This window comes from Acinetobacter seifertii (assembly GCF_016064815.1).
Lineage (GTDB): Bacteria > Pseudomonadota > Gammaproteobacteria > Pseudomonadales > Moraxellaceae > Acinetobacter > Acinetobacter seifertii.
Window position 1 is genome coordinate 680477 of sequence record NZ_CP065820.1, and the last position, 23056, is coordinate 703532.

At 37.9% G+C, this 23056-nt stretch carries 23 protein-coding genes; 13 read left to right on the forward strand and 10 right to left on the reverse strand.

Annotated elements, in window-relative coordinates; translation table 11 throughout:
* Positions 1 to 35: 35 nt before the first annotated feature.
* A complete protein-coding gene (locus I8T81_RS03330) occupies positions 36 to 737 on the reverse strand; it encodes a hypothetical protein (protein WP_198072111.1) in 702 nt (233 codons plus the stop codon).
* 227 nt (positions 738 to 964) lie between these two features.
* Between I8T81_RS03330 and I8T81_RS03335 the strand changes: the two genes are divergently transcribed.
* Positions 965 to 1318 (forward strand): gamma-glutamylcyclotransferase family protein, encoded by a 354-nt coding sequence (locus I8T81_RS03335; RefSeq protein ID WP_019457535.1) that lies wholly within the window; start codon positions 965 to 967, stop codon positions 1316 to 1318.
* 10 nt (positions 1319 to 1328) lie between these two features.
* Here I8T81_RS03335 and I8T81_RS03340 read toward each other — a convergent pair whose 3' ends face one another.
* Positions 1329 to 1619, reverse strand: coding sequence for a peptidylprolyl isomerase (locus I8T81_RS03340; protein WP_002051379.1), 291 nt, complete (start codon positions 1617 to 1619; stop codon positions 1329 to 1331).
* 19 nt (positions 1620 to 1638) lie between these two features.
* On the reverse strand, positions 1639 to 2463 hold the full coding sequence (gene mutM, locus I8T81_RS03345) for a bifunctional DNA-formamidopyrimidine glycosylase/DNA-(apurinic or apyrimidinic site) lyase (RefSeq protein WP_198072112.1): 825 nt from the start codon (positions 2461 to 2463) through the stop codon (positions 1639 to 1641).
* Positions 2464 to 2538: 75 nt separating this feature from the next.
* Between mutM and I8T81_RS03350 the strand changes: the two genes are divergently transcribed.
* The 4 genes from I8T81_RS03350 to I8T81_RS03365 all read left to right on the forward strand — a co-directional run bounded on the left by I8T81_RS03350 (position 2539) and on the right by I8T81_RS03365 (position 7475).
* Positions 2539 to 3105: a DNA-3-methyladenine glycosylase gene (locus I8T81_RS03350; RefSeq protein ID WP_198072113.1), complete on the forward strand. Its 567-nt coding sequence runs from the start codon at positions 2539 to 2541 to the stop codon at positions 3103 to 3105.
* Positions 3106 to 3238: 133 nt separating this feature from the next.
* Positions 3239 to 5371, forward strand: coding sequence for a TonB-dependent receptor family protein (locus I8T81_RS03355; RefSeq protein WP_198072114.1), 2133 nt, complete (start codon positions 3239 to 3241; stop codon positions 5369 to 5371).
* Between the two features lie 9 nt (positions 5372 to 5380).
* Complete coding sequence (locus tag I8T81_RS03360) at positions 5381 to 6493, forward strand: NADH:flavin oxidoreductase/NADH oxidase (RefSeq protein WP_198072115.1); 1113 nt, start codon at positions 5381 to 5383, stop codon at positions 6491 to 6493.
* 58 nt (positions 6494 to 6551) lie between these two features.
* Entirely contained in the window at positions 6552 to 7475 is a 924-nt protein-coding gene (locus tag I8T81_RS03365; protein ID WP_198072116.1) for an AEC family transporter, read from the forward strand.
* 32 nt (positions 7476 to 7507) lie between these two features.
* Here I8T81_RS03365 and I8T81_RS03370 read toward each other — a convergent pair whose 3' ends face one another.
* From I8T81_RS03370 to ygfZ, 3 genes are all read right to left on the reverse strand, one after another.
* Positions 7508 to 8332: a tetratricopeptide repeat protein gene (locus tag I8T81_RS03370; protein WP_002051569.1), complete on the reverse strand. Its 825-nt coding sequence runs from the start codon at positions 8330 to 8332 to the stop codon at positions 7508 to 7510.
* A gap of 182 nt (positions 8333 to 8514) precedes the next feature.
* Positions 8515 to 9225 (reverse strand): DsbC family protein, encoded by a 711-nt coding sequence (locus tag I8T81_RS03375; protein WP_031955754.1) that lies wholly within the window; start codon positions 9223 to 9225, stop codon positions 8515 to 8517.
* A gap of 145 nt (positions 9226 to 9370) precedes the next feature.
* Positions 9371 to 10093, reverse strand: a complete 723-nt coding sequence (gene ygfZ / locus I8T81_RS03380; RefSeq protein WP_198072117.1) for a CAF17-like 4Fe-4S cluster assembly/insertion protein YgfZ — start codon at positions 10091 to 10093, stop codon at positions 9371 to 9373.
* A gap of 213 nt (positions 10094 to 10306) precedes the next feature.
* On the opposite strand from ygfZ, the gene I8T81_RS03385 reads away from it, so the two are divergent.
* From I8T81_RS03385 to I8T81_RS03400, 4 genes are all read left to right on the forward strand, one after another.
* Complete coding sequence (locus I8T81_RS03385; RefSeq protein WP_191013292.1) at positions 10307 to 10759, forward strand: SRPBCC family protein; 453 nt, start codon at positions 10307 to 10309, stop codon at positions 10757 to 10759.
* Between the two features lie 147 nt (positions 10760 to 10906).
* Positions 10907 to 11263 (forward strand): DUF488 domain-containing protein, encoded by a 357-nt coding sequence (locus I8T81_RS03390; protein WP_191028872.1) that lies wholly within the window; start codon positions 10907 to 10909, stop codon positions 11261 to 11263.
* An 89-nt stretch (positions 11264 to 11352) separates the two neighbouring features.
* Positions 11353 to 11697 (forward strand): zinc ribbon domain-containing protein YjdM, encoded by a 345-nt coding sequence (locus I8T81_RS03395; RefSeq protein ID WP_019457546.1) that lies wholly within the window; start codon positions 11353 to 11355, stop codon positions 11695 to 11697.
* 210 nt (positions 11698 to 11907) lie between these two features.
* On the forward strand, positions 11908 to 12243 hold the full coding sequence (locus tag I8T81_RS03400) for a YegP family protein (protein ID WP_004705768.1): 336 nt from the start codon (positions 11908 to 11910) through the stop codon (positions 12241 to 12243).
* A gap of 251 nt (positions 12244 to 12494) precedes the next feature.
* On the opposite strand, the gene I8T81_RS03405 is transcribed toward I8T81_RS03400, so the two are convergent.
* The 4 genes from I8T81_RS03405 to I8T81_RS03420 are packed head-to-tail and all read right to left on the reverse strand — an operon-like array spanning position 12495 to position 19201.
* A complete protein-coding gene (locus I8T81_RS03405) occupies positions 12495 to 14210 on the reverse strand; it encodes a proline--tRNA ligase (RefSeq protein ID WP_198072118.1) in 1716 nt (571 codons plus the stop codon).
* A gap of 60 nt (positions 14211 to 14270) precedes the next feature.
* Positions 14271 to 17369: an efflux RND transporter permease subunit gene (locus tag I8T81_RS03410; RefSeq protein ID WP_198072119.1), complete on the reverse strand. Its 3099-nt coding sequence runs from the start codon at positions 17367 to 17369 to the stop codon at positions 14271 to 14273.
* 15 nt (positions 17370 to 17384) lie between these two features.
* Positions 17385 to 18503 (reverse strand): efflux RND transporter periplasmic adaptor subunit, encoded by a 1119-nt coding sequence (locus tag I8T81_RS03415; RefSeq protein WP_198072120.1) that lies wholly within the window; start codon positions 18501 to 18503, stop codon positions 17385 to 17387.
* Positions 18504 to 18562: 59 nt separating this feature from the next.
* On the reverse strand, positions 18563 to 19201 hold the full coding sequence (locus I8T81_RS03420) for a hypothetical protein (RefSeq protein WP_198072121.1): 639 nt from the start codon (positions 19199 to 19201) through the stop codon (positions 18563 to 18565).
* 283 nt (positions 19202 to 19484) lie between these two features.
* Between I8T81_RS03420 and pilG the strand changes: the two genes are divergently transcribed.
* From pilG to I8T81_RS03440, 4 genes are read left to right on the forward strand one after another with little or no spacing between them, the layout of a single operon-like run.
* Positions 19485 to 19868 carry a twitching motility response regulator PilG gene (gene pilG, locus I8T81_RS03425; protein WP_000389061.1) on the forward strand — a complete coding sequence of 128 codons (384 nt, stop codon included), beginning with the start codon at positions 19485 to 19487 and terminating at the stop codon, positions 19866 to 19868.
* Between the two features lie 23 nt (positions 19869 to 19891).
* Positions 19892 to 20254, forward strand: a complete 363-nt coding sequence (locus I8T81_RS03430; protein WP_004705774.1) for a response regulator — start codon at positions 19892 to 19894, stop codon at positions 20252 to 20254.
* A gap of 57 nt (positions 20255 to 20311) precedes the next feature.
* Complete coding sequence (locus tag I8T81_RS03435; RefSeq protein WP_004705775.1) at positions 20312 to 20848, forward strand: chemotaxis protein CheW; 537 nt, start codon at positions 20312 to 20314, stop codon at positions 20846 to 20848.
* A 46-nt stretch (positions 20849 to 20894) separates the two neighbouring features.
* Positions 20895 to 22976, forward strand: a complete 2082-nt coding sequence (locus I8T81_RS03440) for a methyl-accepting chemotaxis protein (RefSeq protein ID WP_151761890.1) — start codon at positions 20895 to 20897, stop codon at positions 22974 to 22976.
* Positions 22977 to 23056 lie beyond the last annotated feature (80 nt).

A 23056-nucleotide genomic window follows, 5' to 3' on the forward strand; every position in this document is an offset into this window, starting at 1 on the left:
AAACGGTACCTAGCGTACCGTTTTTTATAGTTATTTTATCGAACTTCTCCAATTAAGAATCTTTCAGTAATTTCATAGCAATTAGAAATAATATCTTGAGTAGTTTGATTATCCGTACAATTCTGTAAGTAATATTCAATTAGAATAGAATTAGAAGGCTCATCGTTATGATATTTAGAAACATTTATGCCAAGTTTTGAAAAATCTTTTTGAGCCTGAAACTCTAAAATCCTGTGTACTCGTTCAGACTGTTGTTCAGTTACTGTAGGGATATAAATTTTAAGGGTTTTATCATTTTGTTTAATAATTAAATTTTCTTTAATTTCTTTAATATTATTAAAGAGAGTAAAATTTTTGTTAAATAAATCTTCGACATAATAGTCAAAATCAATGAAATCTAATAAATAAAAATATTGATCGTATTGGTAACTATTACCTTGGAAGTAAGTATTAAAATTATAACTACCTTTAAACTCTCCAGTCCCTTCCTCTTGTACAATAAAACTGTATTCAGGATATTTCTGGCTAAAATTAAGCATATCTTTTTCAAGGCTATACCATTTTACTTCATTTTCAGAGTTACCATCTAAATTAAAGGCATATTCAGCTTCATGATGTGAATTTGATTGTGCATCATCATATAACGCTTGAATGATCTTACGTGTTTCATCACGATTAGCTGGGCGTTTTTCTTCATGCACCCAAACTCGTAAAGATACATATGTGTACATCCCCATTTAAAATTCCTTAGATAAGTAAAATATTTATTAAAGTTAAAAATAAATTCATTAAACTAAAACTACTTATAATTCATTTTATTAGCTTGTAAAATACAATTTATTTTATGCTTAAAGAATACCAAAATGAGAGTATTCTTAATAGTCTTTTTGCATTTAAGTTATCTTAGAAGACTAATTTTTAAAGGATATTAATATTAAACTTATATTAGTAAAGGTAAGTTATTATGAATCAGCTATTTGTATATGGTACTTTATGTCCGAATCAAGCTAATGCTCATATTTTAGAACAAATTGGTGGTCACTGGACAAAAGCCAGCGTACGAGGCGTGATTCATATTCTAGATTGGGGTCCAGACAAGGGTTTAAAAGCACTTGAGTTAGATTCGCAAGCCGATTGGATAGAAGGTTATGTGTTTAGCACAGAAAAACTTGCTGAAAACTGGCAGATGCTGGATGACTTTGAAGGTTTTCAATACCAGCGTGTCATCGCAGATGTAAAACTAGAGTCGGGTGAATATATTAAAGCTTGGACATATCAAATGAATGCACAGGCTCAATCTACTGAAAACCATAATTAAATTAATGGAATCAGCGTAAGCTGCCCATTCGGAATTTAACTTCTAAAAGATGATAGCCAAATTGGCTTTTAATAGGACCTTGCAACACGCGTTCAGCAGCTGTAAAGACAACTTTGTCGATGACGGGTACTAATTGACCTTTTTTAACTTCGCCAAGTTCACCGCCACGTTTAGCTGAATTGCAGGTGGAATATTGCTTGGCAAGTTTGGCAAAGTCTGCACCACTTTGTAGCTTCTTTTTTAGCTGTTCAGCTAAGTCTTTATCTTTGACTAAAATATGTCGGACAATTGCTGTTTGCATGTTGTCTTCCTCCAAAAAATTAAGGCTTTCTCAGCTTTTTAAGTGGTTGGCACTGTGGGCAAAATACACTGGCACGCTGACCGAGTTTTAAGTTTTCTAATGTGGTTTCACAGTTAACACACATTTCTCCAGCACGACCATAAGCAAGAAGTGTTTGCTGGAAATAACCATTTTCACCCATAGCATTACTGTAATCGCGTAAAGTTGAGCCACCTAAATCAATTGCCGATTTTAAAATGCGCTTAATCTCGACAACGAGTTTTTCAATTTGTTGCATAGTCAAATCGCCAGCAGGCTGAGCAGGGTGAATGCCTACATTAAATAAGCTTTCAGTTGCATAGATATTGCCTACACCAACCACTACATGATTATCCATGAGTGCAATTTTTATGCCGACAGATTTATTCTTGAGCTTAGAAGCTAAATATTCTGCATGAAAGTCAGTACTTAGAGGTTCAGGTCCCAAAGTATCTATGAGTTTGCCTTGAGTTTCAGGGTTAAGCCAAAGGATGCAACCGAAACGGCGTGGGTCATGGTAACGTAACTGCTGATCTTCAAATTGAATAAGCAGGTGGTCATGTTTTCTTAGTTCATCATTTGGTTCGGTGAGACGAAAACTTCCTGACATGCCTAAATGCCAGAGCATTTGATCTTGTTCAAACTCTGCCAAAATATATTTTGAACGTCGATTTAACCCAATGAGACGTTGCCCAGCAAGTTTTTGAATATCATCTGGCATAGGCCAGCGTAAGCTCGGGTTACGTACCTCAACACTTAGAACTTTTTGATTCAATAAGGGAAATAAACTGGTTTTGGTGGTTTCGACTTCGGGTAACTCAGGCATGCCAACTCGCAGAATTAACAGATATACTGGATTAATCAAGTATAACGTGTGGTATGTAATATTTCAGAGAATACTATGTCAGATATTTTACCATTAAGCTGGTTTCAACGAGAAACTTCAGAAGTAGCTTATGATTTGATCGGCTGCGTATTGTGTAAGCGGCAGCCTGATGGTCAAGTTATCCGTTGCACAATTAGTGAAACAGAAGCTTATTTGGGCGTTCGAGATAAAGCTTGCCATAGTTACAATGATAAACGAACAGCTCGAACTGAGGTAATGTATGGCCATGGTGGTACGATTTACGTCTATCTAATTTATGGCATGTATGAAATGCTTAATATTATTACTCAAACAGAGGGTATACCTGAAGGAGTAATGATTCGGTCTGTATTTTTAAGTAATGCTTCAACAAAAAAAGAATATAAGCTTTTAGCTGGACCGGGCAAACTGACACGTTATTTGGGTATTGACCGTAGTTTAAAAGGCCAGACTCTAGGTGAAGAATCTGGGCTATGGATTGAAGCGGCTAATACACAACCAGCGGTTGTTTTAACGCCACGTATTGGAATTGATTATGCTGAAGAAGCAAAAGACTGGCCTGAACGATATTGCTGGAAAGATCATCCTTCGTTAAGTCGTTAATCCAAATTTAGAAATCAATTTTTAAATCGTAAAACGAGTGTTCCAGATTTACAACTATGTGGATTGAATTCAATATCCAGACAAGACACCGCTTTTTGTTATGATAACTACAATATAAATAAAGGAAATAAGCATGTCCTTATTACGCTTAGACCGACTTCATTACTGTATTTTGATGAGTATGGGCTGTATTTCTAGTCCACTTGTATGGGCAGAAGACCTAAATTCAGACGTTGCCAAATTGCCTACTTTACATGTGGAAGCAACGCATACCGATACCACTTACTTACAAACACCTGCTTCAGTTTTTCGAATAGATGCACCTCGAGCTGATAGCTCTTCACAAGTGAATTTAACTGAAGTTGTGAAAGGTATACCGAGCTTACAGATTCGTAATCGTGAAAATTATGCGCAAGATTTGCAGCTATCTATGCGTGGTTTTGGCGCACGTTCGACTTTTGGTGTTCGAGGTATTCGTCTATATGTGGATGGTATTCCTGCTACTATGCCAGATGGGCAAGGCCAAACGTCTAATATTGATTTAACTAGTCTCGATCATGTTGAAGTTCTAACAGGTCCTTTTTCCTCGCTATATGGAAACTCATCGGGCGGGACAATTTTAACTTCTACTAAAGAAGGACAAGGGAAAGACTCAATTGAGCTGAGCTATTCGGGAGGTAGCCACAATAAAAGCCGAGCAGGGTTAGTACTACAAGGTGGTGCAAAGGGTGCGAATGAACCAAGTTATATTATTAGTTCATCTTACTTCGATACTGATGGTTATCGAGAACATAGCGGTGCAGATAAAATCTTAAATAACGCCAAGCTCAGTTGGAACCTTGATGATGGTAGCAAAATCAACTGGGTGACTAACTATGTCAAAATCAATGCAGATGATCCACAGGGTTTAACACATGACCAGTGGAATGCGAACCCAAAGCAACAAGTGCCTTTTTTAAAGCAATTTAATGTTCGTAAAGACATTGAGCAAACCCAAACAGGGGTGACATGGTCTAAGCCAATTAATGATAAAAATGAACTCTATGCCATGGCTTATTTAGGTAATCGACAAGTCACACAATATCAATCTATTCCTAAGTCCACCCAAGATGCGAGCATAAACCATGCTGGTGGCGTGATCGATTTTGAACGTAATTATTATGGTGCTGATTTCCGTTGGACGGGTAAAGAGTTACTTCCAAATACTACTGTAAGTGTTGGTGTTGCACTCGATGCGATGGATGAAGACCGTAAAGGTTATGAAAATTTTAACTTAGTAAATGGTCAACCTTCTTATGGTGTTAAAGGTAAATTACGTCGTGATGAAGACAATACTTTGTGGAATATCGATCCATATTTACAAGCTTCATGGCAGTTCTCACCTACATGGCGTTTAGACACGGGCGTACGCTATAGCAATGTCCATTACAAATCTAAAGATAACTATTTAAGTAATGGCGACGATAGTGGGAAGACCGATTACGATAAAGTTTTACCTTCTGCTGCTTTAAGCTGGCAAATTTTACCTGAACTCATGGCCTATGTAAGTTATGCCAAAGGATTTGAAACACCGACCTTTACTGAAATGGCTTATCAAATTGATACGACAAAAGCAGGTTTTAATTTTGACTTAAAACCATCGACCAGTGATACCTATGAAGCTGGTTTAAAATCACAAAACCAATTAGGTGATTTTACTTTGGCAGTTTTTCAAACTAAAACCAAAAATGACATTGTTTCAGCAGGAAGCTCAAACGGACGTTCTACCTTCCGTAACGCAGATAAAACTTTACGTGAAGGGGTAGAGTTTGCATGGAATAAAAAGTTGTGGCGAGATTTAACAGCGACTGCAAGCTATGCCTATTTAGATGCGACATTTGATGCTGATATTCCAGCTTTAGGAAATATTGCCCAGATCCCATCAGGAAATAAAATTCCTGGTATTGCTAAAAACCAAGCTTATGCCTCTTTGGCATGGCAGCCATCGCATGGTCTATATGGTGGTGTAGACGTACAGTATATGGACAAAGTATACGTGAATGATACCAACAGTGACGCAGCACCGAGCTACAGTGTAACTTCAGCAAATATTGGTTATGCATGGGATTTAGGCGATTGGAAAGTCAAAAGCTTTGCTCGTGTAGATAACCTATTTGATAAAAACTACGCGGGTTCAGTGATTGTAAATGATGGTAATGATCGTTACTTTGAGCCTGCGGATGGGCGTAACTGGAGTGCAGGTTTACGTGTAATTAAACAATTCTAGGAATTTAAAATGGCAAAATTATTTGAAACGGTTAATTTTGATTCACTACAACTAATCAATAGAATTGTAATTGCCCCAATGTGTCAGTATTCGGCAACTGATGAAGGTGAAATTACCTATTGGCATGAGCAGCAATGGGCAAATTATGCCTTGTCTGGGGCTGGGTTATGTATTGTGGAAGCTACGGCTGTACAAGCGGAAGGTCGAATTAGTTATGCAGATCTTGGACTGTGGAATGACCAACAACGTGACCAGATCAAAACTTTATTGGGGAAAGTTAAAACACTTTCTCCTATGCCATTTGGAATTCAGTTAGCGCATGCTGGACGTAAAGCATCGACTGAAAAGCCTTGGTTGGGTAAAGGCCAAATTGCAAAAAATCAGCCACATGGCTGGCAAACGGTTGCTCCAAGTACAAGTACCTTTTCAGTTCACGATGCTGCGCCACATGCATTAACAATCGATGAAATTAAACAAGTTCAACAAGACTTTGCTGCTGCTGCAAAACGTGCAGTAGAAGCTGGCTTTGAGCTAATCGAAGTACATGCAGCACATGGTTACTTATTGCATCAATTTTTATCGCCAATAGCGAATCAACGCACAGATGAATATGGTGGTTCTTTAGAAAACCGTATGCGTATGGCGCTTGAAGTACTTCAGGCAATTAAACTCGCGGTGCCTGAAGGCTATCCAGTAGGAGTACGTCTATCTGCAACGGACTGGATGGATGGCAATGAACAATGGGATATTGAATCTACAGTTGGGTTATCAAAAGCTTTAGAGCAACTGGGAGCCGCTTATATTCATGTGTCTAGCGGTGGTTTACATGAACATCAAAATATTACCATTGGAGCGGGCTACCAAGTTCCGTTTGCCGAACAGGTTAAGAAGCATGTGTCTATTCCTGTGATTGCAGTAGGACTGATTACCGAGCCAGAACATGCTGAACAAATTTTAGAAACTCAGCAAGCTGATGCAATTGGCCTTGCTCGTGCTATGTTATATGACCCGCGTTGGCCGTGGCATGCAGCAGCTACATTGGGAGCAAAAGTTAAAATTGCACCTCAGTATTTGCGTTGTCAACCACATGGATTAAAACAGCTTTTTGATTCTTTTAGTTGATCAGCGGGCAAATTAAGATTTGCCCGTTTTTATTTTCAGATGAGTGAGGGAGCATTCTGTGGTTTTTCAGGTAATTTTACCAATTTTGATTTTATTGTTGATGGGGTACTGTAGTGTCCTCATTAAATTGGTAACACCTGAGCAGATTAGGGCCCTGAGCGCATTTGTTATTAAAATTGCTCTTCCTGCATTTTTAATTCAGTCTTTAGCCAATAAAAACTTACAAGAGATTTGGCACCCAGCTTATTTTATTGCTTATGGTGGCGGCTCTTTAATCTTGTTTTTTCTTGCTTTTATTATTTATCGAAAGCTTTTTAAAAATAGCCTAACCCATAGTGCAGTCATATCGATGGGTGCTTCCATGTCAAATACAGGATTTATGGGTACCGCTATTTTGACCATGCTCATGGGTAGTCATGCTGCAATCTATATATCTTTAACTTTAATTATTGAAAACTTATTAATCGTCGCTTTAATGCTTATTTTGGCAGAAGCGGGATTACATCAACAGCAGCGGCTTTTGCCTTTACTGAAAAAAACATTCATAAATTTAATTAAAAATCCTGTAATTATTGCAATTTTGGTGGGGATGAGCTGTATCTTGCTAGGTATTCATCTGCCTTCAAAACTTGGGCAAGCTTTAGAACTTTTAGGAAGGACAGCTTCGCCTCTAGCACTATTTGCTATTGGCGGCAGCTTAGTTGGTATAGGTATTACCGCCGTGAATTTACAAAGTGTATTGTTGGCTGGGTTTAATGTCATTCTTATGCCAGTTGTGATTTTTGGGTTATTCCTTTTATTACCAAACGTCAGTCAAGAGATGTTATATGCTGGAACATTAATTGCGGCACTTCCAATGCCAATTGCTTTTGGTATTTTTGGGCAAGCATATGGTTTAAATGAAAGAGCATTAACACCTTTGATGATAAGTACCATTATTGGTTTTATTGGTGTAAGTGGGCTTATCGCTTTGTGGTGGTAAAAGAAAAGCCCCATACGGGGCTATTGTCTTTGCTATTTTTTAGGTGCAGGCTGTGTGGGGGCGGCTGCAGCTTGTTTATTCTTCTCAGCAATAATCTTTTCGACTGAAGCTAAAGATTCTCTAGCATTAGGAACATTTTGGTTAGCAAGTTCAGTAAAAATCTGTTTTGCTTGAGGCAAGTTCTGAGGAATAATATTGCCATTTGCCATCATAGTCGCTAAAGCCATAGACGCTGGTGCATAACCTTTTTGTGCAATTGCTTGTAAAGCTTCAATGCCTTGGCGTTTCATTAGCGGATTTTTATTTTCAACCCCTTGACTAATATCATAAAGTGCTTTGACTTGAATAGCAGGGTAGTTTCCTTTTCGAATTAAAGGCGCTAGCTTTTGTAAAGCAATTTGATGAGACTGTGGCTTTTTCTGAGCAAATAAAATGGTTGCAATTTTTACCGTTGCATCATCAGAGCCTTGAGCTGATGCTTTTTGCACATATTGGCTAAATTTATTACTATCTTTTGCAACGCCTAATTCACCAGTTTCATAAATCTGTGCAAGTCTATAACTGGCCTGAGCATAACCTTTGTTTGAAGCGTCTTCATAATATTTTAGAGCTTTGGCATTATCTTTAGGGGTGCCTTGTCCCATTTGCGTCATATAGCCTAAGTTATAGATCGCTTGAGCATTTCCTGTCTGCGCAAGGCGCTGCACTTCTTGGAAAGCAGCAGGATAATTTTTTGCTGCATACAGTTGTTCTGCCTGTTTAAAGACATCATTTTTTGCCACAGATGCTGTAGTGTCTGCCGCAAAGATTGATGAACTTGAAATGGCGATTAGGCTGGCGATGAGTAATTTCTTCATTTCTTTTTAACCTTTTACTTTGTAGCTACATCATTCCATCGATGTATTGAATCAACTCAACTTCTCATCATAAATATTGATAGATGAAAGTAAACAGCCGATTTGTATATAAAACGATGTCTATAAAGCAAACTGTGGAGAAAAATAATATGCCACTCTACTTCTGAGAATGGCATATAGACTTATTTTACTGACTTAAGTAATGCTTCAATTTGTTTTGCATCACTTGGTACACCAGAGATTCTTTGCCCATCTTGCAAGAATAGGGTTGGTGTTCCATCGATATTTAATTTTTGTCCTAAAGCGATATTCTTTTGAATTGGGCTTGAGCAACTTTTGCTGTTAGCCGGCAATTTGCGATTAAGCATATAACTGGTCCAAGCTTCCGAAGGGTTCTTTGAACACCAGATCTGATTTGAAACTTTTTCAGCATTGGGGTGCAAACTGGTCAGCGGATATAAGAATACATATACCGTTACGTTATCAACCCCAACCATATTTTGTTCTAGGCGCTGACAGTAAGGACAATCAGGGTCGCTGAAAATATAAAGAGTACGTTCTCCTTTACCTTTTACATATTTAATCGCTTGGTTTAGAGGTAGGCTTTTAACATCAATTTTACCCAATTCGGCAATTCGTTCTTCTGTCATATTTTTTTGTTGTTTGATATCAACTAAATTGCCTACAAAAAAGTATTTAGCATCTTGATTGGTATAAACAATACGACCGCTTGTATACACTTCATAAATACCTTGCACAGGTGATTGATAAACACCTTTTACAGGTAAGTCTGGGTAATTTGTTTTCAGATTTTGTTCAAGTGTTTTTACATCAGCATGAGCAGAACCGAAAAAAGCCAGACTCAACATGAGTGTAGCAAGTTTAGTTTTCATATTTTTTCTCTTAGATTTCAATCTGGATTATGATGGCATAGAAAAATTAAAAAATTGATGCCCTAATTAAATGAATTTATTAGAATTTTGTATCTATAGAAAAGCCCGTAGGGACATCCACGGGCTTTTTATTTGCTAAATCTGCTTATTGTGGTCTAGCAACATCACCACTTAATGCTTCTGGCAAATCGAGGACTTGAAGACCGAGTTCAGCTAGAGCGGCTGGTTTTGCAACAACCAACGCAATATATCCGTCAGTGGTTTGAGTACTATTTACTACTTCAATATCGTTATTTAATTGAGTAGCTGGAGTAGGGGCTTCACCTGTACCTTGAACTAGATGCAACCAGTGTTTGGGTTTTGCTTTAAACCAAAGGCGCGCCACAATTTCTTGACCTAAGTAACAGCCTTTATCGTAATTGACACCTTCACGTTGGTGTAAACGTAATTCTTGTGGTTGGAACTCATGTTCAGTCGCTTGAGCAATCCATGCTTGCCCCGTCATGATGGCTTGTTTTTGCCATTCGGAAATATCAGTTTCTGTAGAGCTGAACTCAGTGTGTCCATTTACAACTTTTGGAAACACAACCCCTTGTTCACTTAAGGTCATTTTTGAAAATGCGCCATATTTTTTAATATGCTTGGCGAACTCTTCAGCTTGATCTTGAGCAACAACAATCTCAAAACTTTCAGCATTCAGCTTTTTCAGCCACAGGCCAAAGTGAATACGGCCTTTAAGATCACAAATGGCTGTATAGCGTGTTTCATTTTCAGCTAAACGCTCAGTATCGACAGTCACTTGACCTTGTAAAAACTTCTGTGCATCTACACCGTTTAATGCATAAGAGGAGAAAGCGAGCAGACTCATGATTAATCTCAAATTCAATATGTTTCATTATGATTACTGACTATTTTGCTCCATTTTTACTAAAAAATCAGCCTTAGTTTTCGTAATTTAGTTTTGTTTAAAATAAGCTAATTAGGTTAAAAAAAACCAAAAATATACGTTAAAACACTTTCTAAAGTTTAAGCTAGTAAACATTATTTCTATAACTTAAATGGAATTAAAAATAAGGAGAAGATCATGGCAACAGGTACAGTAAAATTACATCGCGTATTTAAAGCACCCGCTGAACGTGTTTATCGCGCATTTCTAGACCCAGATGCTTTAGTTAAGTGGATGGCCCCTCACGGTTTTACTGCGAAAGTTCATAGTTTTGATTCAAATGTAGGTGGCTCATACAAAATGAGTTTTACTAACTTTTCGACAGGATCAACACATTCATTTGGCGGAACTTATGTTGAACTCATTCCAAATGAATTAATTCGATATAACGATCAATTCGATGATGCAAATTTACCTGGTACGATGCAGGTCACTATTACATTAAAAACTGTATTGGTAGGCACAGAAATTCACATTACCCAAGAAGGCATACCAGAAGTTATTCCTGTAGAGGCGTGTTATTTAGGATGGCAGGAGTCTTTGTCCTTATTAACACTGTTAGTAGAAGCCGAGATCCCAGATCAGTAATCGCCTTTTAAAATTTTAAATATTAAATAAGAAAAGAGTGAGTAGAGAGGCTACTCACTCTTTTCTTTTTAAGTACATTGAAAGAGAACAAAATATTAAATCTGTTTATAAAGCCTAAACAATGAGGCGTTCTAGTGAGAAAAAGAGATGGAAATACACATTAAAAGAATTTATGAAAATGCTGACCCTAGTGATGGGAAACGAATATTAGTTGATCGGCTATGGAGTCGAGGGATTAGTAAAGAAAATGCCCATTTAGATTTATGGTTAAAAGAAATAGCCCCCTCAACTGAACTGCGTAAGTGGTTTCATGCAGAATCCTTAGAGCATTGGAGTGAGTTCAAACAGCGCTATTTAAAAGAACTAGAAACAAATCCAGCACTTAAAGAGTTACAAGATATTGTGTCCAAGCATAGAGTCACTCTTTTATATTCGGCAAAAGATATGGAGCATAACCATGCGATTATTTTAAGAGAATATTTATTAGAGAAAGAGAAGAAATAAATGTATAAATTTTTTTTTGGTAAAAGCCTTTTATTTAAAACTTTAAAAAATGAATCATATCTCGCATAATATACTTTTTGAGATTTTTTATGTCTTTACCAAATTGCCCAAAATGCCAATCAGAATATACCTATCAAGACGGCGACTTATTAATTTGTCCTGAATGCTCACATGAGTGGAAGGAAGGGGAAGCTTCAATTGCTGATGAACAAGAAGTGATTAAAGATGCAAATGGTAATGTCTTGGCAGATGGTGATAGTGTCACTGTGATTAAAGATTTAAAAATTAAAGGTTCATCTTCGGTTGTAAAAGTAGGAACAAAAGTAAAAACAATTCGTTTAGTTCCAGATGCAAGTGATGGCCATAATATTGATTGCAAAATTGATGGTATTGGTCAGATGAAATTAAAATCTGAATTTGTAAAAAAAGCTTAATTTGTTAATTTTAATTACATTTTGGTAGAGGTACTCATGTAGCCTCTACCATTTTAACTTTCAACATCCTTATAATTTTATTACGATAATGTATAAAAAGTAGTCTATTCAAAGTTGCACACCTCATTTATATTGTCATCAATAACAAATAACTTTCGTCCAGAATAATAACGAAAGTCATACCCACATCAACAAAAAAACGAGGTTCATATGGCAGGATGGTACGAGATTTCTCAAGCGAGTGATGGACAATATCGCTTTGTACTTAAGGCTGGTAATGGCGAAATTATTTTAAATAGTGAGCTATATAAAGCAAAAGCGTCGGCAGTCAATGGTATTGAGTCAGTTCAAAAAAATAGTGGTGACGATGGGCGATATGACCGTTTAACTGCAAAAAATGGAAAACCTTACTTCAATTTAAAAGCAGCCAATCATCAAATTATTGGTACGAGTCAGTTCTACGCGAGCGAAGCATCACGCGACAAAGGGATTGAATCGGTTAAAACCAATGGATCTTCGACAACCATTAAAGATTTAACAGTTTAAATTAGACGTAAATTTTATAAGATAATAAAAAAACTGCTTCTTTTTAGAAGCAGTTTTTTTATTTGAGGAAGATAGTACAAAATTTAATATTATGGGGACGGCATGGATACCGCCCGTATGGCTGCGGTAACATGGACGTACCGTCAGTCACACAAATGGTTTTGTTACTTTTGCCGAAACAAAAGTAAGGTATTGCCTATATAAATAACATTTGTATGCCACTACCATTGGAGGCAATGACATACATGTAATTAACGCGCTAACTTAGCTACAAGTTCTTCTTTAGTTAAATTGCTCGCTTCAGCATCGCGGCGACCTTTATATTCAAACGTACCAGCATCAAGACCTTTTTCACCAATCACGATACGGTGTGGAATACCCATTAACTCAAGGTCAGAGAATTTAACGCCTGGACGTTCGTTACGGTCATCAAGTAATACATCAAAACCTTGAGCTTGAAGTTCTGCATAAAGTGCTTCAGCTGCTTCAAGAGTACGAGGTGATTTGTGTGCATTCATTGGAACAATTGCGATTTCAAAAGGAGCAATCGCTTGTGGCCAAATAATACCTTTGTCATCGTAGTTTTGTTCAATTGCAGCTGCAACTACACGTGTCACACCAATACCGTAACAACCCATTGTTACTGTAAATGGCTTACCATCTTCACCTAAAACTTTACAACCTAAAGCTTCAGAATACTTAGTACCAAGCTGGAAAATATGACCTACTTCAATACCGCGTTTAATTTGGATCGTGCCTTTACCATCTGGAGATGGGTCGCCTTCAACCACATTACGTAAATCAAAGACTTCAGTGATTTGCGCATCACGTTCCCAGTTTACGCCCACAGCGTGTTTGTCAGCTTCATTTGCACCAGCAACGAAGTCAGAAAGAACAGATGCAGCGCGATCAACAATAACAGTTAAGCCTTTTTCAAGTAAACCTTGTGGACCTGTAAAGCCAGCTGTTAAACCAAATGCTTGAAGTTGCTCTTCAGTTGCAAATGTAAGAGGGGCAGCAACTAAAGGATGTTTCTCAGCTTTAATTTCATTCAGTTCGTGATCGCCACGTAAGAATAGGGCAACCACAGGAGCATTGCCTTTTTCATCAGCAATACCTTGAACCAATAATGCTTTTACTGATTGTTTAGGATCAGCATTTAAGAACTGGCAAACATCATCAATTGTTTTTTGGTTTGGTGTTTCAACCAATTTAAATTCTTGTGCAGGTGCTGCACGCTCACCAACTAAAACTGCCTCAGCCATTTCAACGTTTGCTGCATAATCAGATTCAGTTGAAAATGCGATGTCATCTTCACCACTTGAAGCCAATACATGGAATTCATGTGAAGCTGAACCACCAATCGAGCCTGTGTCAGCTTGAACTGGACGGAAGTCTAAACCTAAGCGAGTAAAGATACGGCTATAAGTGTCGTACATCACGTCATAAGTTTCTTGTAATGATTCTTGAGTTGCATGGAAAGAATAAGCATCTTTCATAATGAACTCGCGTGAACGCATTACACCAAAACGTGGACGAATTTCATCACGGAATTTGGTTTGAATTTGATAGAAATTTACAGGAAGTTGTTTATAACTTTTTAGCTCGTTACGTGCTAAATCGGTAATTACTTCTTCATGTGTAGGACCAAGCACAAACGGGTTGTCGTGACGATCTTTGAAGCGTAATAATTCAGGGCCGTATTGTTCATAACGACCTGATTCTTCCCACAAGCTTGCGGGTTGGGTCACGGGCATGAACACTTCCATAGCACCTGAACGATTCATTTCTTCACGAACAATCGCATCAACTTTCTTAAGCACACGTGTTCCCATCGGCAACCATGTATATAAACCAGATGCCAATTTACGAATCATCCCCGCACGTAACATGAGCTGATGTGAAATCACTTCAGCATCGTTTGGGGTTTCTCTCAACGTTGCAAATAAAAAGCGGCTTGCGCGCATGGAAAAAGTCCTAAAAAAGTTAAGCGTTATAAAAACGCAGATTATACGATAGTCGCTGCATTATGACATGAATCGTCGAGTTTGACGCAGCAGAAAGTTTTTCAAGTCATCCAGATAAGTGAAAATGACGGGTACAACTACTAGTGTCAACAGGGTAGAGGTGATTACTCCACCAATAACAGCATGAGCCATTGGTGCACTTTGCTCTCCACCTTCACCCAAGCCTAGAGCTAATGGAACCATACCCATGACCATAGCACTTGTAGTCATTAAGATTGGGCGTAAACGGGTTTTACCCGCTTGTAAAATAGCATCATAACGACTTTCCCCATGTTCCATGGACTTTTTAATAAAGTCGATAAGTAAAATCGCGTTTTTTGTTACCAGCCCCATAAGCATAATGATGCCAATAATCGAAAATAGATTTAGAGTACTTCTAAACAAGAAGAGGGCAAGAAATACCCCAATCAATGACAGCGGCAAAGATGCCATAATCGCAGCTGGGTGAATAAAACTATTAAACTGAGAACCCAAAACAATATAAATAAATACAATGGAAAGCGTAATAGCAGTTAATGCATAACCTGCAGACTCGGCCATGTCGGCATTAGCCCCTTGGGTATTGAAGGTATAACCAGCAGGCAACTTAAATGCTTTTTGCATTTTATCAATATCTTTCCCGATATCTCCACTTGGGCGTCCAGATGTATTAGCTTGAATGAGTACTTCACGTTCAAGATCGCGTCGATTAATTTGTGACGCGCCGAGTTTTTCCTCAGTTGTTGCTACCGCACTCAATGGAACTAATATTGATTGTCCATTTGCACCAGTTTTGTTTGAGTTGAGATATAGATTTTGAACGTCCTGAGGAAGCATGCGTTTGTCTTCATTTAACCGAATATTAACGTCATAGGTTTCGCCGTCACGATCTTCCCACGTGGTGACATTATCGCCTGCAATTAATGGACGGATTGCATTGGCAACTTGGGAAACAGACAAGCCTAAGTCACTTGCCAATACACGATTAATATGAACACCTAAAGTTGGTTTTGGCTCTTTTAAAGAGCTTTCTAAATCGACTACACCTTTAATTTTGCCCATTTCAGTCATAAACCGATTTGAAATTTTTTGCAGCTCATTTAGGTCAGTTCCCTTAATGGAAATCATGATAGGTTTTTGACCACCAGAAACTGAATCTTGAGCAGCAGCAACGGAAGTAACATGAATGCCCGCTACGGTTTGCAAACGATCACGGAACTCATTGTTGAGCGTTGCTAAGTCTGAACTACGTTCTTGTTTTGGTTTTAAAGTCACTCCTAAACCCGCATGGTTTTTCCCAGAGTTTATTGTGCTATTTACAACCCCGTAGGTAGAAACAACATCAGGGAATTGCCTAATAATTTGATCGACTTGATGTAGTTTGGCTTGGGTATATTCCAAAGAAGCATCGACGGGCGTCTCGAACTGAATGCGAATTTCGCCTTTATCTGGGACTGGTACAAATTCGGTTCCAATCAATTTAGATAAACCTAAGGCAGCGACCAGTGAAGCAATCGCAATAATGACTGTAATAAAACGAAAGCGCAGAGCAAGCTTCAACAACTTTTCATAAATATGGGTAAGGCCATCTAATAATTTAGAAATACGATTAAAGAAACGTTGTAGTCGACTTTCTTTTTTCTTTACCGGATCTTTCCAATGTGCTGAAAGCATCGGGTCGAGTGTAAAACTGATAAACATGGAAATAAGAACAGCTGTACTTACAGTTACCCCAAACTGGTAGAAGAAACGGCCAATTAATCCCCCCATGAAAGCAACAGGTAAAAATACTGCCACAATGGTAAGTGTGGTTGCGAGTACGGCTAAACCAATTTCTTTGGTGCCATCTAAAGCCGCGGTGACATGGTCTTTGCCAAGCTCAGTATGTCTAACAATGTTTTCTCGAACTACAATCGCGTCATCAATTAACAGACCAATACTCAGTGACAGGGCTAACAGCGTCATCATGTTAATACTGAAACCAAAAGCCCAAATGAAGGTTAATGTTCCCAGCAGGGTAATCGGTAAAGTTAAACCTGTAATGACTGTAGAACGGAAAGAACCCAAAAAGAGTAAAACAATTAAAACTGCTAAGCCTGCCCCTTCAAGAATGGTACGAACTACATCTTTAATTGAAGCGCGAATACCTTTGGAGCTGTCTGCCACGACTTTATAATTTAAACCCGCAGGCATTTGAGCTTTTAGCTTCTCTAACGTTTGGTAAGTTTTATCGACGACTTGAATTACATTAGCATCGGAACTTTTTAAAATGTCGACTGAGACAGCCGTTCTTCCGTTATAAAAAGCACTGGATTGCAGTTCTGCTTGAGTATCTTCAACAGTTGCCACTTGTTTTAGAAAAATAGGGGAACCATTTTTATTGGCAATAACCAAATCACCAAAACCAAAAGGATGAATAACTTTTGATTGAATCTGTACCACGAGTTCAGAATTCTTTTGCTGTAAAGTTCCCGCAGGGACTTCTATATTTTCATTTTTTAGCGTGTTAATAACCTGATCAATGCCAATACCGTAGCTTTGCAATTGTTCAGGTTGGATTTTTATACGAATTTGACGTTTAGCATCGCCAAGTAGATTGACATTACCTACACCAGAAACGGTTTTAAGCTGAGGCACAATTTTTTTATCTACGTATGAACTTAATTGAGCCAAGCTCATCGTATTCGACTCAAACACCACCGACATAATTGGGCTAGATGAAGGATCGTATCGTTGCACAATCGGCGTATCAATCTCATCACGAAATTGAGCGATAACTGGAGCAATTTTGTCGCGCACATCTTGTGCTGCAATTGCAGAAGAGGTATCAAGATTAAACTCGGCAATCACCATCGAAGACCCTTCACTTGAACGTGAAGTAATTTGTTTAATGCCTGAAATCGTGTTGATTTGGTCTTCGAGTTTTTTGGTAATATCCGACTCAACCGCTTCAGGTGAGGCACCAGCATATTGCGTGGTAACGACTACGAATGGGAAATCTACATTAGGAAACTCTTCAACCGTCATGCGTTTCCAAGAGGCTAACCCGAGTACCATTAAGCACAGCATCATCATAATGGTAAAAACGGGGTACTTCACACTGATTCGGGTAAACCACATAAGCTATTTGCTACCTTATTTATTTTTTTCGGCTGTAAGCGTTACTTTTTTATTAATGTCTGAGTCTTCAAACTGGATACGACTTACCTGATCTGTACTTTGTAAACCTTGTACCAAAGCGATGTTTTCGTTGTAACGTTGCTCAACTACGTGAATTTTGACCTTTTGAATGGTTTGATTGCGTATTACCCATACGAAAGGATCTTGTTGCAGGTTTTGAATACTATCTAAAGGAATGGTTTGTCCTTGATTGCGATCATTTTGCAAAATAATGCCATTAATAAATGCGCCGATACTGAGTGAATCAATTGCTTCTTTAGGGCTCGCAAAGAATTCAATTTGTCGACTATCTTGGTCTGCTACAGGTGAGACCCGAGTCAGTATTGCGTGTAATTTTTTTGAATTTCCCTGAATCTGATATTGAATAGAGCTACCCACTTTTAGTGCAGATTGTTGCTCAATAGGCAACTTTGCTTGTATTTCTAATTCATCAGGATTAACGATTTCAAATAGTGTTTGTCCAACTGATACAGTTTGTCCCGGTTCAACTTGTCGTTTAGTAATCACACCTGAAATAGGACTCGTAATAATGCCATCTCGGTTAGCTTTTTTAGCAATATCAACATTCGCTTGCTGGGCTCTAACACTTTCAAGTTGACCCTTATAATCTACTTGACTCTGTTCAAACTCTACGCGGGCAATAAAGCCTTGATTGAGTAATCTTTGTTTTCGATTCATCAAATTACGTGAAAGCTCTGCTTGTGCCTGAGCAGAAGCAAGATTAGCTTCTGCTTGAGCTAAACGTGCAGCATTGTCTTGATTATTCAACCTGACTAATACTTGGCCTTTTTGTACTTTTTGACCTACATTTGCATTAACGGATGTTGCTGTCGCACTGACTTGAGCTTGAATAGAACTTTGTTGTACTGCACGAATAGTTCCTGTAAAAGAGGTCTGAGTAGCTACGGAGCCTTCTTTTATAGAAATTAAATCTTGAGGGATAAGTTCAATTTTTTTAGGTTCAGATACTGTTGTTTTTGGTGCGTCTTGCTGATGACATGCAGCTAAAATCAAACTCAGGCTAATTAAGCTTAATTTAAAAAAAGTAGAAGGGGTAAGATGCGTTGTGCGCATACAGCATCATCCTGTAGTTCAAATTTTATTTTGCCCCTATTCTTGATAAAGCTGTGCGCTTATTCAAGCTTTTTTAAACGTTCGATAATATTTTCATACTCATTGTTGGTGTGATTATAATTTTTTGAAAGTAATTCAAGTGTTTGTTTAACCTTGAGAATATTGGTTAGATTGTTTTCAATCAATGCTTTAAGCCTCTCAGGAACTTTTTCACCTTTACGGAAATATTCCATTTCCTGACGTTTAAATAAAATTTTATCTTGTTGCAAATGGTTGAGTTGTTCTTGCTGATAGTTCATTTGTTTTTTTATTGCCAATAGAGCTTGGTCCCTTTTAATTACAGCAGTTTTACTATTGCTATATGCCTTTTTTAATTTGTTATCTTCTTCTCTGTATCGGGCTGATAATGCGCGTTGTGATGATTGATTTAAATCGGTCTCTGAATTATAGGGGTGATTTCTTTTTATGACCTGCATATTTTGGTCGAGTGCTTCATAACCATGACGGATATGTGCAGGAGTTACGGATGTACTGATATTAGCAATCCCATGTTGGTCATAATAGCGATACCAAACAGCTTTAGGGGCATCATTTGCGGCAAACGTTGGGGAAGATAAAAACAGTGCTCCACAAGAAGCAATGCCTATAAATACAGACAAGCAGTTCCTATAAAAGGTGTATTTAACCCGCTTATTCATAAAATTCCCCAAAAAAAGAAAGCTAAGCCACTTATTTTTAAATAGTTAATCTTAAATATATTAGTTATTATTTAACTGAATAAAAATATTAATATTATAAAAAAAATGATAATTTTTTCGAAAGTGTGATGAGGTTAAAAGTTATTGTTTATAAATGAGAAAGTAGACAAAAACCTTTCATTGAAAATAGAAGTATAGATATGTTAAAAATGCGTATAAATCTGTAAAAACAAATTTAAGTTAAATTGCATTTATATTTTATGTTATGGGGATGGAAGATTAAATGGAAGATGCGTTCCAAAATCTGAAAGTAATGGTTATTGATGACTCAAAAACTATTCGCCGTACAGCAGAAACATTATTGCAACGAGAAGGTTGTGAAGTGATTACTGCTGTCGATGGATTTGAAGCTTTATCTAAAATTGCTGAAGCGAATCCGGATATCGTTTTTGTAGATATCATGATGCCTCGTTTAGACGGTTATCAAACTTGTGCTCTGATTAAGAACTCTCAAAATTATCAGAACATTCCCGTTATCATGCTCTCAAGTAAAGATGGTCTATTTGATCAGGCAAAAGGGCGTGTGGTAGGTTCAGATGAATACTTGACGAAACCATTTAGCAAAGATGAATTGCTAAATGCGATTCGTAATCATGTAAGTTCATAATTAAGTAATTTAAGGGCAAAGAAATGGCACGTATTCTTATTGTTGATGACTCACCAACAGAAACTTATCGTTTTAGAGAGATCTTAACCAAACATGGTTATGATGTACTTGAAGCATCTAATGGTGCGGATGGTGTAACTTTGGCAAAAGCAGAACAGCCTGATTTAGTGTTAATGGATGTTGTAATGCCTGGTGTAAATGGCTTTCAAGCAACACGTCAGATTACTCGTGATGAAGACACTAAGCATATTCCAGTTGTTATTGTGAGTACTAAAGATCAGGCAACTGACCGAGTATGGGGCAAACGTCAAGGCGCGCTTGATTACTTAATTAAGCCGATTGAAGAAAAGCAATTGATTGATGTAATTAAACAATTTCTAAATTAACTCATCCATCCATAAAAACATAAACGGCGGGTCTAAGCCCGTCTTATAGGATCGAGTATGGCCGCGAACGGATTTATCGAGTTACTTCGTTTATCTAAACGAGGTAATAAGAATTACGCTTCAGTCCAAAATGAAGCAGAGCGATGGTCAGGAATTGCTTTTGAAATGAGAGGGCAATACTTCGTCGCACCACTTGGGGAAGTGTCAGAAGTTATCTATCCACCAAAATATACACCTGTTCCAAATACCCAAAGTTGGGTAAAAGGATTGGCAAACATTCGGGGAAGGTTACTTTCGGTTTCAGACTTGGCACATTTTATTTCAGGGCAACGAAGTGCATTTTCGGCTGCCCAAAAAGTGTTATGTATTAGCCATCAAGATCAGTATGTGGGACTGGTTGTTGATCAGGTTTTGGGGATCCAACACTTTAATAAAAAAAGCTTTTTTTCTCAAAGTTTAAACTTGGAGGAAAATTTAAAAGAATATTGTCAGGGGTATTTTCACCAGCATAATCAGCACTGGCACGTCTTTTTATTTAGTCGACTATTGCAAAACCCACATTACATGAATGCATCGACAAAATTTATAAACTAATTTTTATGCTGTTAATAAACAGTATATTTTTCTGGGGAGAAGCTGTATGGGCTTTAAACTTAAAAAGAAAAGTGGCAATCGTAGTGTAAACGAAAAATCGAATGTCAACTTTGTTGCGAAAATCCAGTCACAAATTGAGCAATATGCCAGTTTATTTGGGGAAAGTAAAAAGTCCAAGCCTATCCTTTATGTAGCATCTGTATGTTTAGTAGTAGCTTCAACTTCGCTTGCTTATTTATTCTATAGTGTACCTCGCCATAACGAATTAACACGTAGTATGGGTGAGCTGCGCTTATTATCACAAACCATTTCTAGACAGGCTACGGAAGCAACAGCTTCTGGATCACCTGAAGCGATGAAAGAGTTGATTGCATCGCGTCAACTTTTTGCCAAAAATATAAAAAATGTCGAAAATATTTATGGTACATCTTCAAAAGAATACAAAAAAGTAGCTGGCTTGTGGAAATCTTTGGCTTATGACATTGACTTAATTTCATCGCAACAGAACGTAATTAACCAGTTATATAATATGAATATCTCGATTAGTGACTCTATTCCTGAGATTCAAGCTGAATATAACTTGATGGTTGATAAGATGGTTCGTGAAAAAGTATCAAGTAATCAGGTCGTGGTTGCTAAAAACCAGGTATTTATTGCGGAACGTATTCTACGATCTATTAACTCCGTTTTCGTTGGTACAGAGAACTCTGAGAACTCAGCGCATGACTTTAGTGTCGATATCGAGACTTTTGGTGTGTACTTAGATGCGCAGCTAAACGGAAATACTGAATTAGGCGTAGCTAAAGTTGATTCTCCTGAAGTGCGTGAATCTTTGGAAGGTATTAAAACTGAGTACGATAAAGTTTTAAAATCTGCCGCGACATCAGTTCTTAAACATACCAACCAGATCGTAAACGTTCGTCAATCATCTAGTGAGATCTTCTCTCAATCTGATGCAATGTTAAATGCATTAGGTGATCTTTCAGATCAAACACAATACGGTTGGCAGGCTTTTGCATTAGTTGCATTGCTTACATTATCGCTTCTTGGCTTAATTGGTTCTGTCTTAAAACTTTTATCACTTCGTAGTAAAGCAGATAAGCAGCGTGTAGCGACATTACAAGAAGAATATGATCGTAACCAGAATGCGATTTTACGTTTACTCGATGAAATTGCCGATCTTGCAGATGGTGACTTGCGTTCATATGCAACGGTATCTGAAGACTTTACTGGTGCGATTGCCGACTCGATTAACTTTGCGATTGACCAATTACGTGACCTCGTATCTCGAATTCACGAAACTTCTCAAGAAGTTGCTCGTTATACACAAGATACTCAGAGCATTACTAACCAGTTAGCAGAAGCATCTGAGCACCAAGCACAAGAAATTGCGGGTGCATCAACTGCAATGAACGAAATGGCATTGTCTATTGACCAAGTATCTGCCAACGCTTCTGAATCTGCCAATGTAGCACAACGTTCGGTATCTATTGCATCTAATGGTGCACAAGTCGTAAACCGTTCTATTGAGGGTATGGATACCATTCGTGAACAGATTCAGGAAACTTCAAAACGTATTAAACGTTTGGGTGAGTCTTCACAAGAAATTGGTAACATCGTATCGCTTATTAACGATATTGCAGACCAAACAAACATTCTTGCATTAAATGCAGCAATTCAAGCATCTATGGCTGGTGAAGCAGGTCGTGGTTTCGCCGTGGTTGCCGATGAAGTCCAACGTCTTGCAGAACGTTCTGCTTCAGCAACTAAACAGATTGAAACGCTTGTTAAAACGATTCAAACGGATACCAACGAAGCCGTAATCTCGATGGAACAAACGACAACTGAGGTTGTTCGTGGTGCTAACTTGGCGAAAGATGCGGGTATTGCACTTGATGAAATCCAAAAAGTATCGGGTGACTTGGCAAACTTAATTGCGAGCATTTCTGATGCTGCAAAACTTCAGTCAGCATCTGCGAGTCATATTGCTGCAACCATGACAGTCGTACAAGAAATTACTTCACAAACAACAACAGCAACCTTCGATACTGCTCGTTCTGTATCTGAATTGGCAAACATGTCGGAGTCATTACGTGAGTCAGTAACGGACTTTAAATTACCTGACTAAATTGGGGGATGAGAATAGCTATTCTTATAATAGCTATTCTTTTAAAAGTATGAGCAGCGCCAGACAAATATTGGGGAAAT

What these genes read in the sequence shown, in the direction of transcription:
- I8T81_RS03340 (WP_002051379.1), bottom strand. Translation starts at nt 1,619, where the DNA reads ATGCAAACAGCAATTGTCCGACATATTTTAGTCAAAGATAAAGACTTA.
- I8T81_RS03375 (WP_031955754.1), bottom strand. Translation starts at nt 9,225, where the DNA reads ATGAAAACTAAACTTGCTACACTCATGTTGAGTCTGGCTTTTTTCGGT.
- I8T81_RS03410 (WP_198072119.1), bottom strand. Translation starts at nt 17,369, where the DNA reads ATGTGGTTTACCCGAATCAGTGTGAAGTACCCCGTTTTTACCATTATG.
- I8T81_RS03370 (WP_002051569.1), bottom strand. Translation starts at nt 8,332, where the DNA reads ATGAAGAAATTACTCATCGCCAGCCTAATCGCCATTTCAAGTTCATCA.
- I8T81_RS03430 (WP_004705774.1), top strand. Translation starts at nt 19,892, where the DNA reads ATGGCACGTATTCTTATTGTTGATGACTCACCAACAGAAACTTATCGT.
- I8T81_RS03350 (WP_198072113.1), top strand. Translation starts at nt 2,539, where the DNA reads ATGTCAGATATTTTACCATTAAGCTGGTTTCAACGAGAAACTTCAGAA.
- pilG (WP_000389061.1), top strand. Translation starts at nt 19,485, where the DNA reads ATGGAAGATGCGTTCCAAAATCTGAAAGTAATGGTTATTGATGACTCA.
- mutM (WP_198072112.1), bottom strand. Translation starts at nt 2,463, where the DNA reads ATGCCTGAGTTACCCGAAGTCGAAACCACCAAAACCAGTTTATTTCCC.
- I8T81_RS03420 (WP_198072121.1), bottom strand. Translation starts at nt 19,201, where the DNA reads ATGAATAAGCGGGTTAAATACACCTTTTATAGGAACTGCTTGTCTGTA.
- I8T81_RS03330 (WP_198072111.1), bottom strand. Translation starts at nt 737, where the DNA reads ATGGGGATGTACACATATGTATCTTTACGAGTTTGGGTGCATGAAGAA.
- I8T81_RS03435 (WP_004705775.1), top strand. Translation starts at nt 20,312, where the DNA reads ATGGCCGCGAACGGATTTATCGAGTTACTTCGTTTATCTAAACGAGGT.
- I8T81_RS03360 (WP_198072115.1), top strand. Translation starts at nt 5,381, where the DNA reads ATGGCAAAATTATTTGAAACGGTTAATTTTGATTCACTACAACTAATC.
- I8T81_RS03415 (WP_198072120.1), bottom strand. Translation starts at nt 18,503, where the DNA reads ATGCGCACAACGCATCTTACCCCTTCTACTTTTTTTAAATTAAGCTTA.
- I8T81_RS03395 (WP_019457546.1), top strand. Translation starts at nt 11,353, where the DNA reads ATGTCTTTACCAAATTGCCCAAAATGCCAATCAGAATATACCTATCAA.
- I8T81_RS03405 (WP_198072118.1), bottom strand. Translation starts at nt 14,210, where the DNA reads ATGCGCGCAAGCCGCTTTTTATTTGCAACGTTGAGAGAAACCCCAAAC.
- I8T81_RS03400 (WP_004705768.1), top strand. Translation starts at nt 11,908, where the DNA reads ATGGCAGGATGGTACGAGATTTCTCAAGCGAGTGATGGACAATATCGC.
- I8T81_RS03355 (WP_198072114.1), top strand. Translation starts at nt 3,239, where the DNA reads ATGTCCTTATTACGCTTAGACCGACTTCATTACTGTATTTTGATGAGT.
- I8T81_RS03335 (WP_019457535.1), top strand. Translation starts at nt 965, where the DNA reads ATGAATCAGCTATTTGTATATGGTACTTTATGTCCGAATCAAGCTAAT.
- ygfZ (WP_198072117.1), bottom strand. Translation starts at nt 10,093, where the DNA reads ATGAGTCTGCTCGCTTTCTCCTCTTATGCATTAAACGGTGTAGATGCA.
- I8T81_RS03440 (WP_151761890.1), top strand. Translation starts at nt 20,895, where the DNA reads ATGGGCTTTAAACTTAAAAAGAAAAGTGGCAATCGTAGTGTAAACGAA.
- I8T81_RS03390 (WP_191028872.1), top strand. Translation starts at nt 10,907, where the DNA reads ATGGAAATACACATTAAAAGAATTTATGAAAATGCTGACCCTAGTGAT.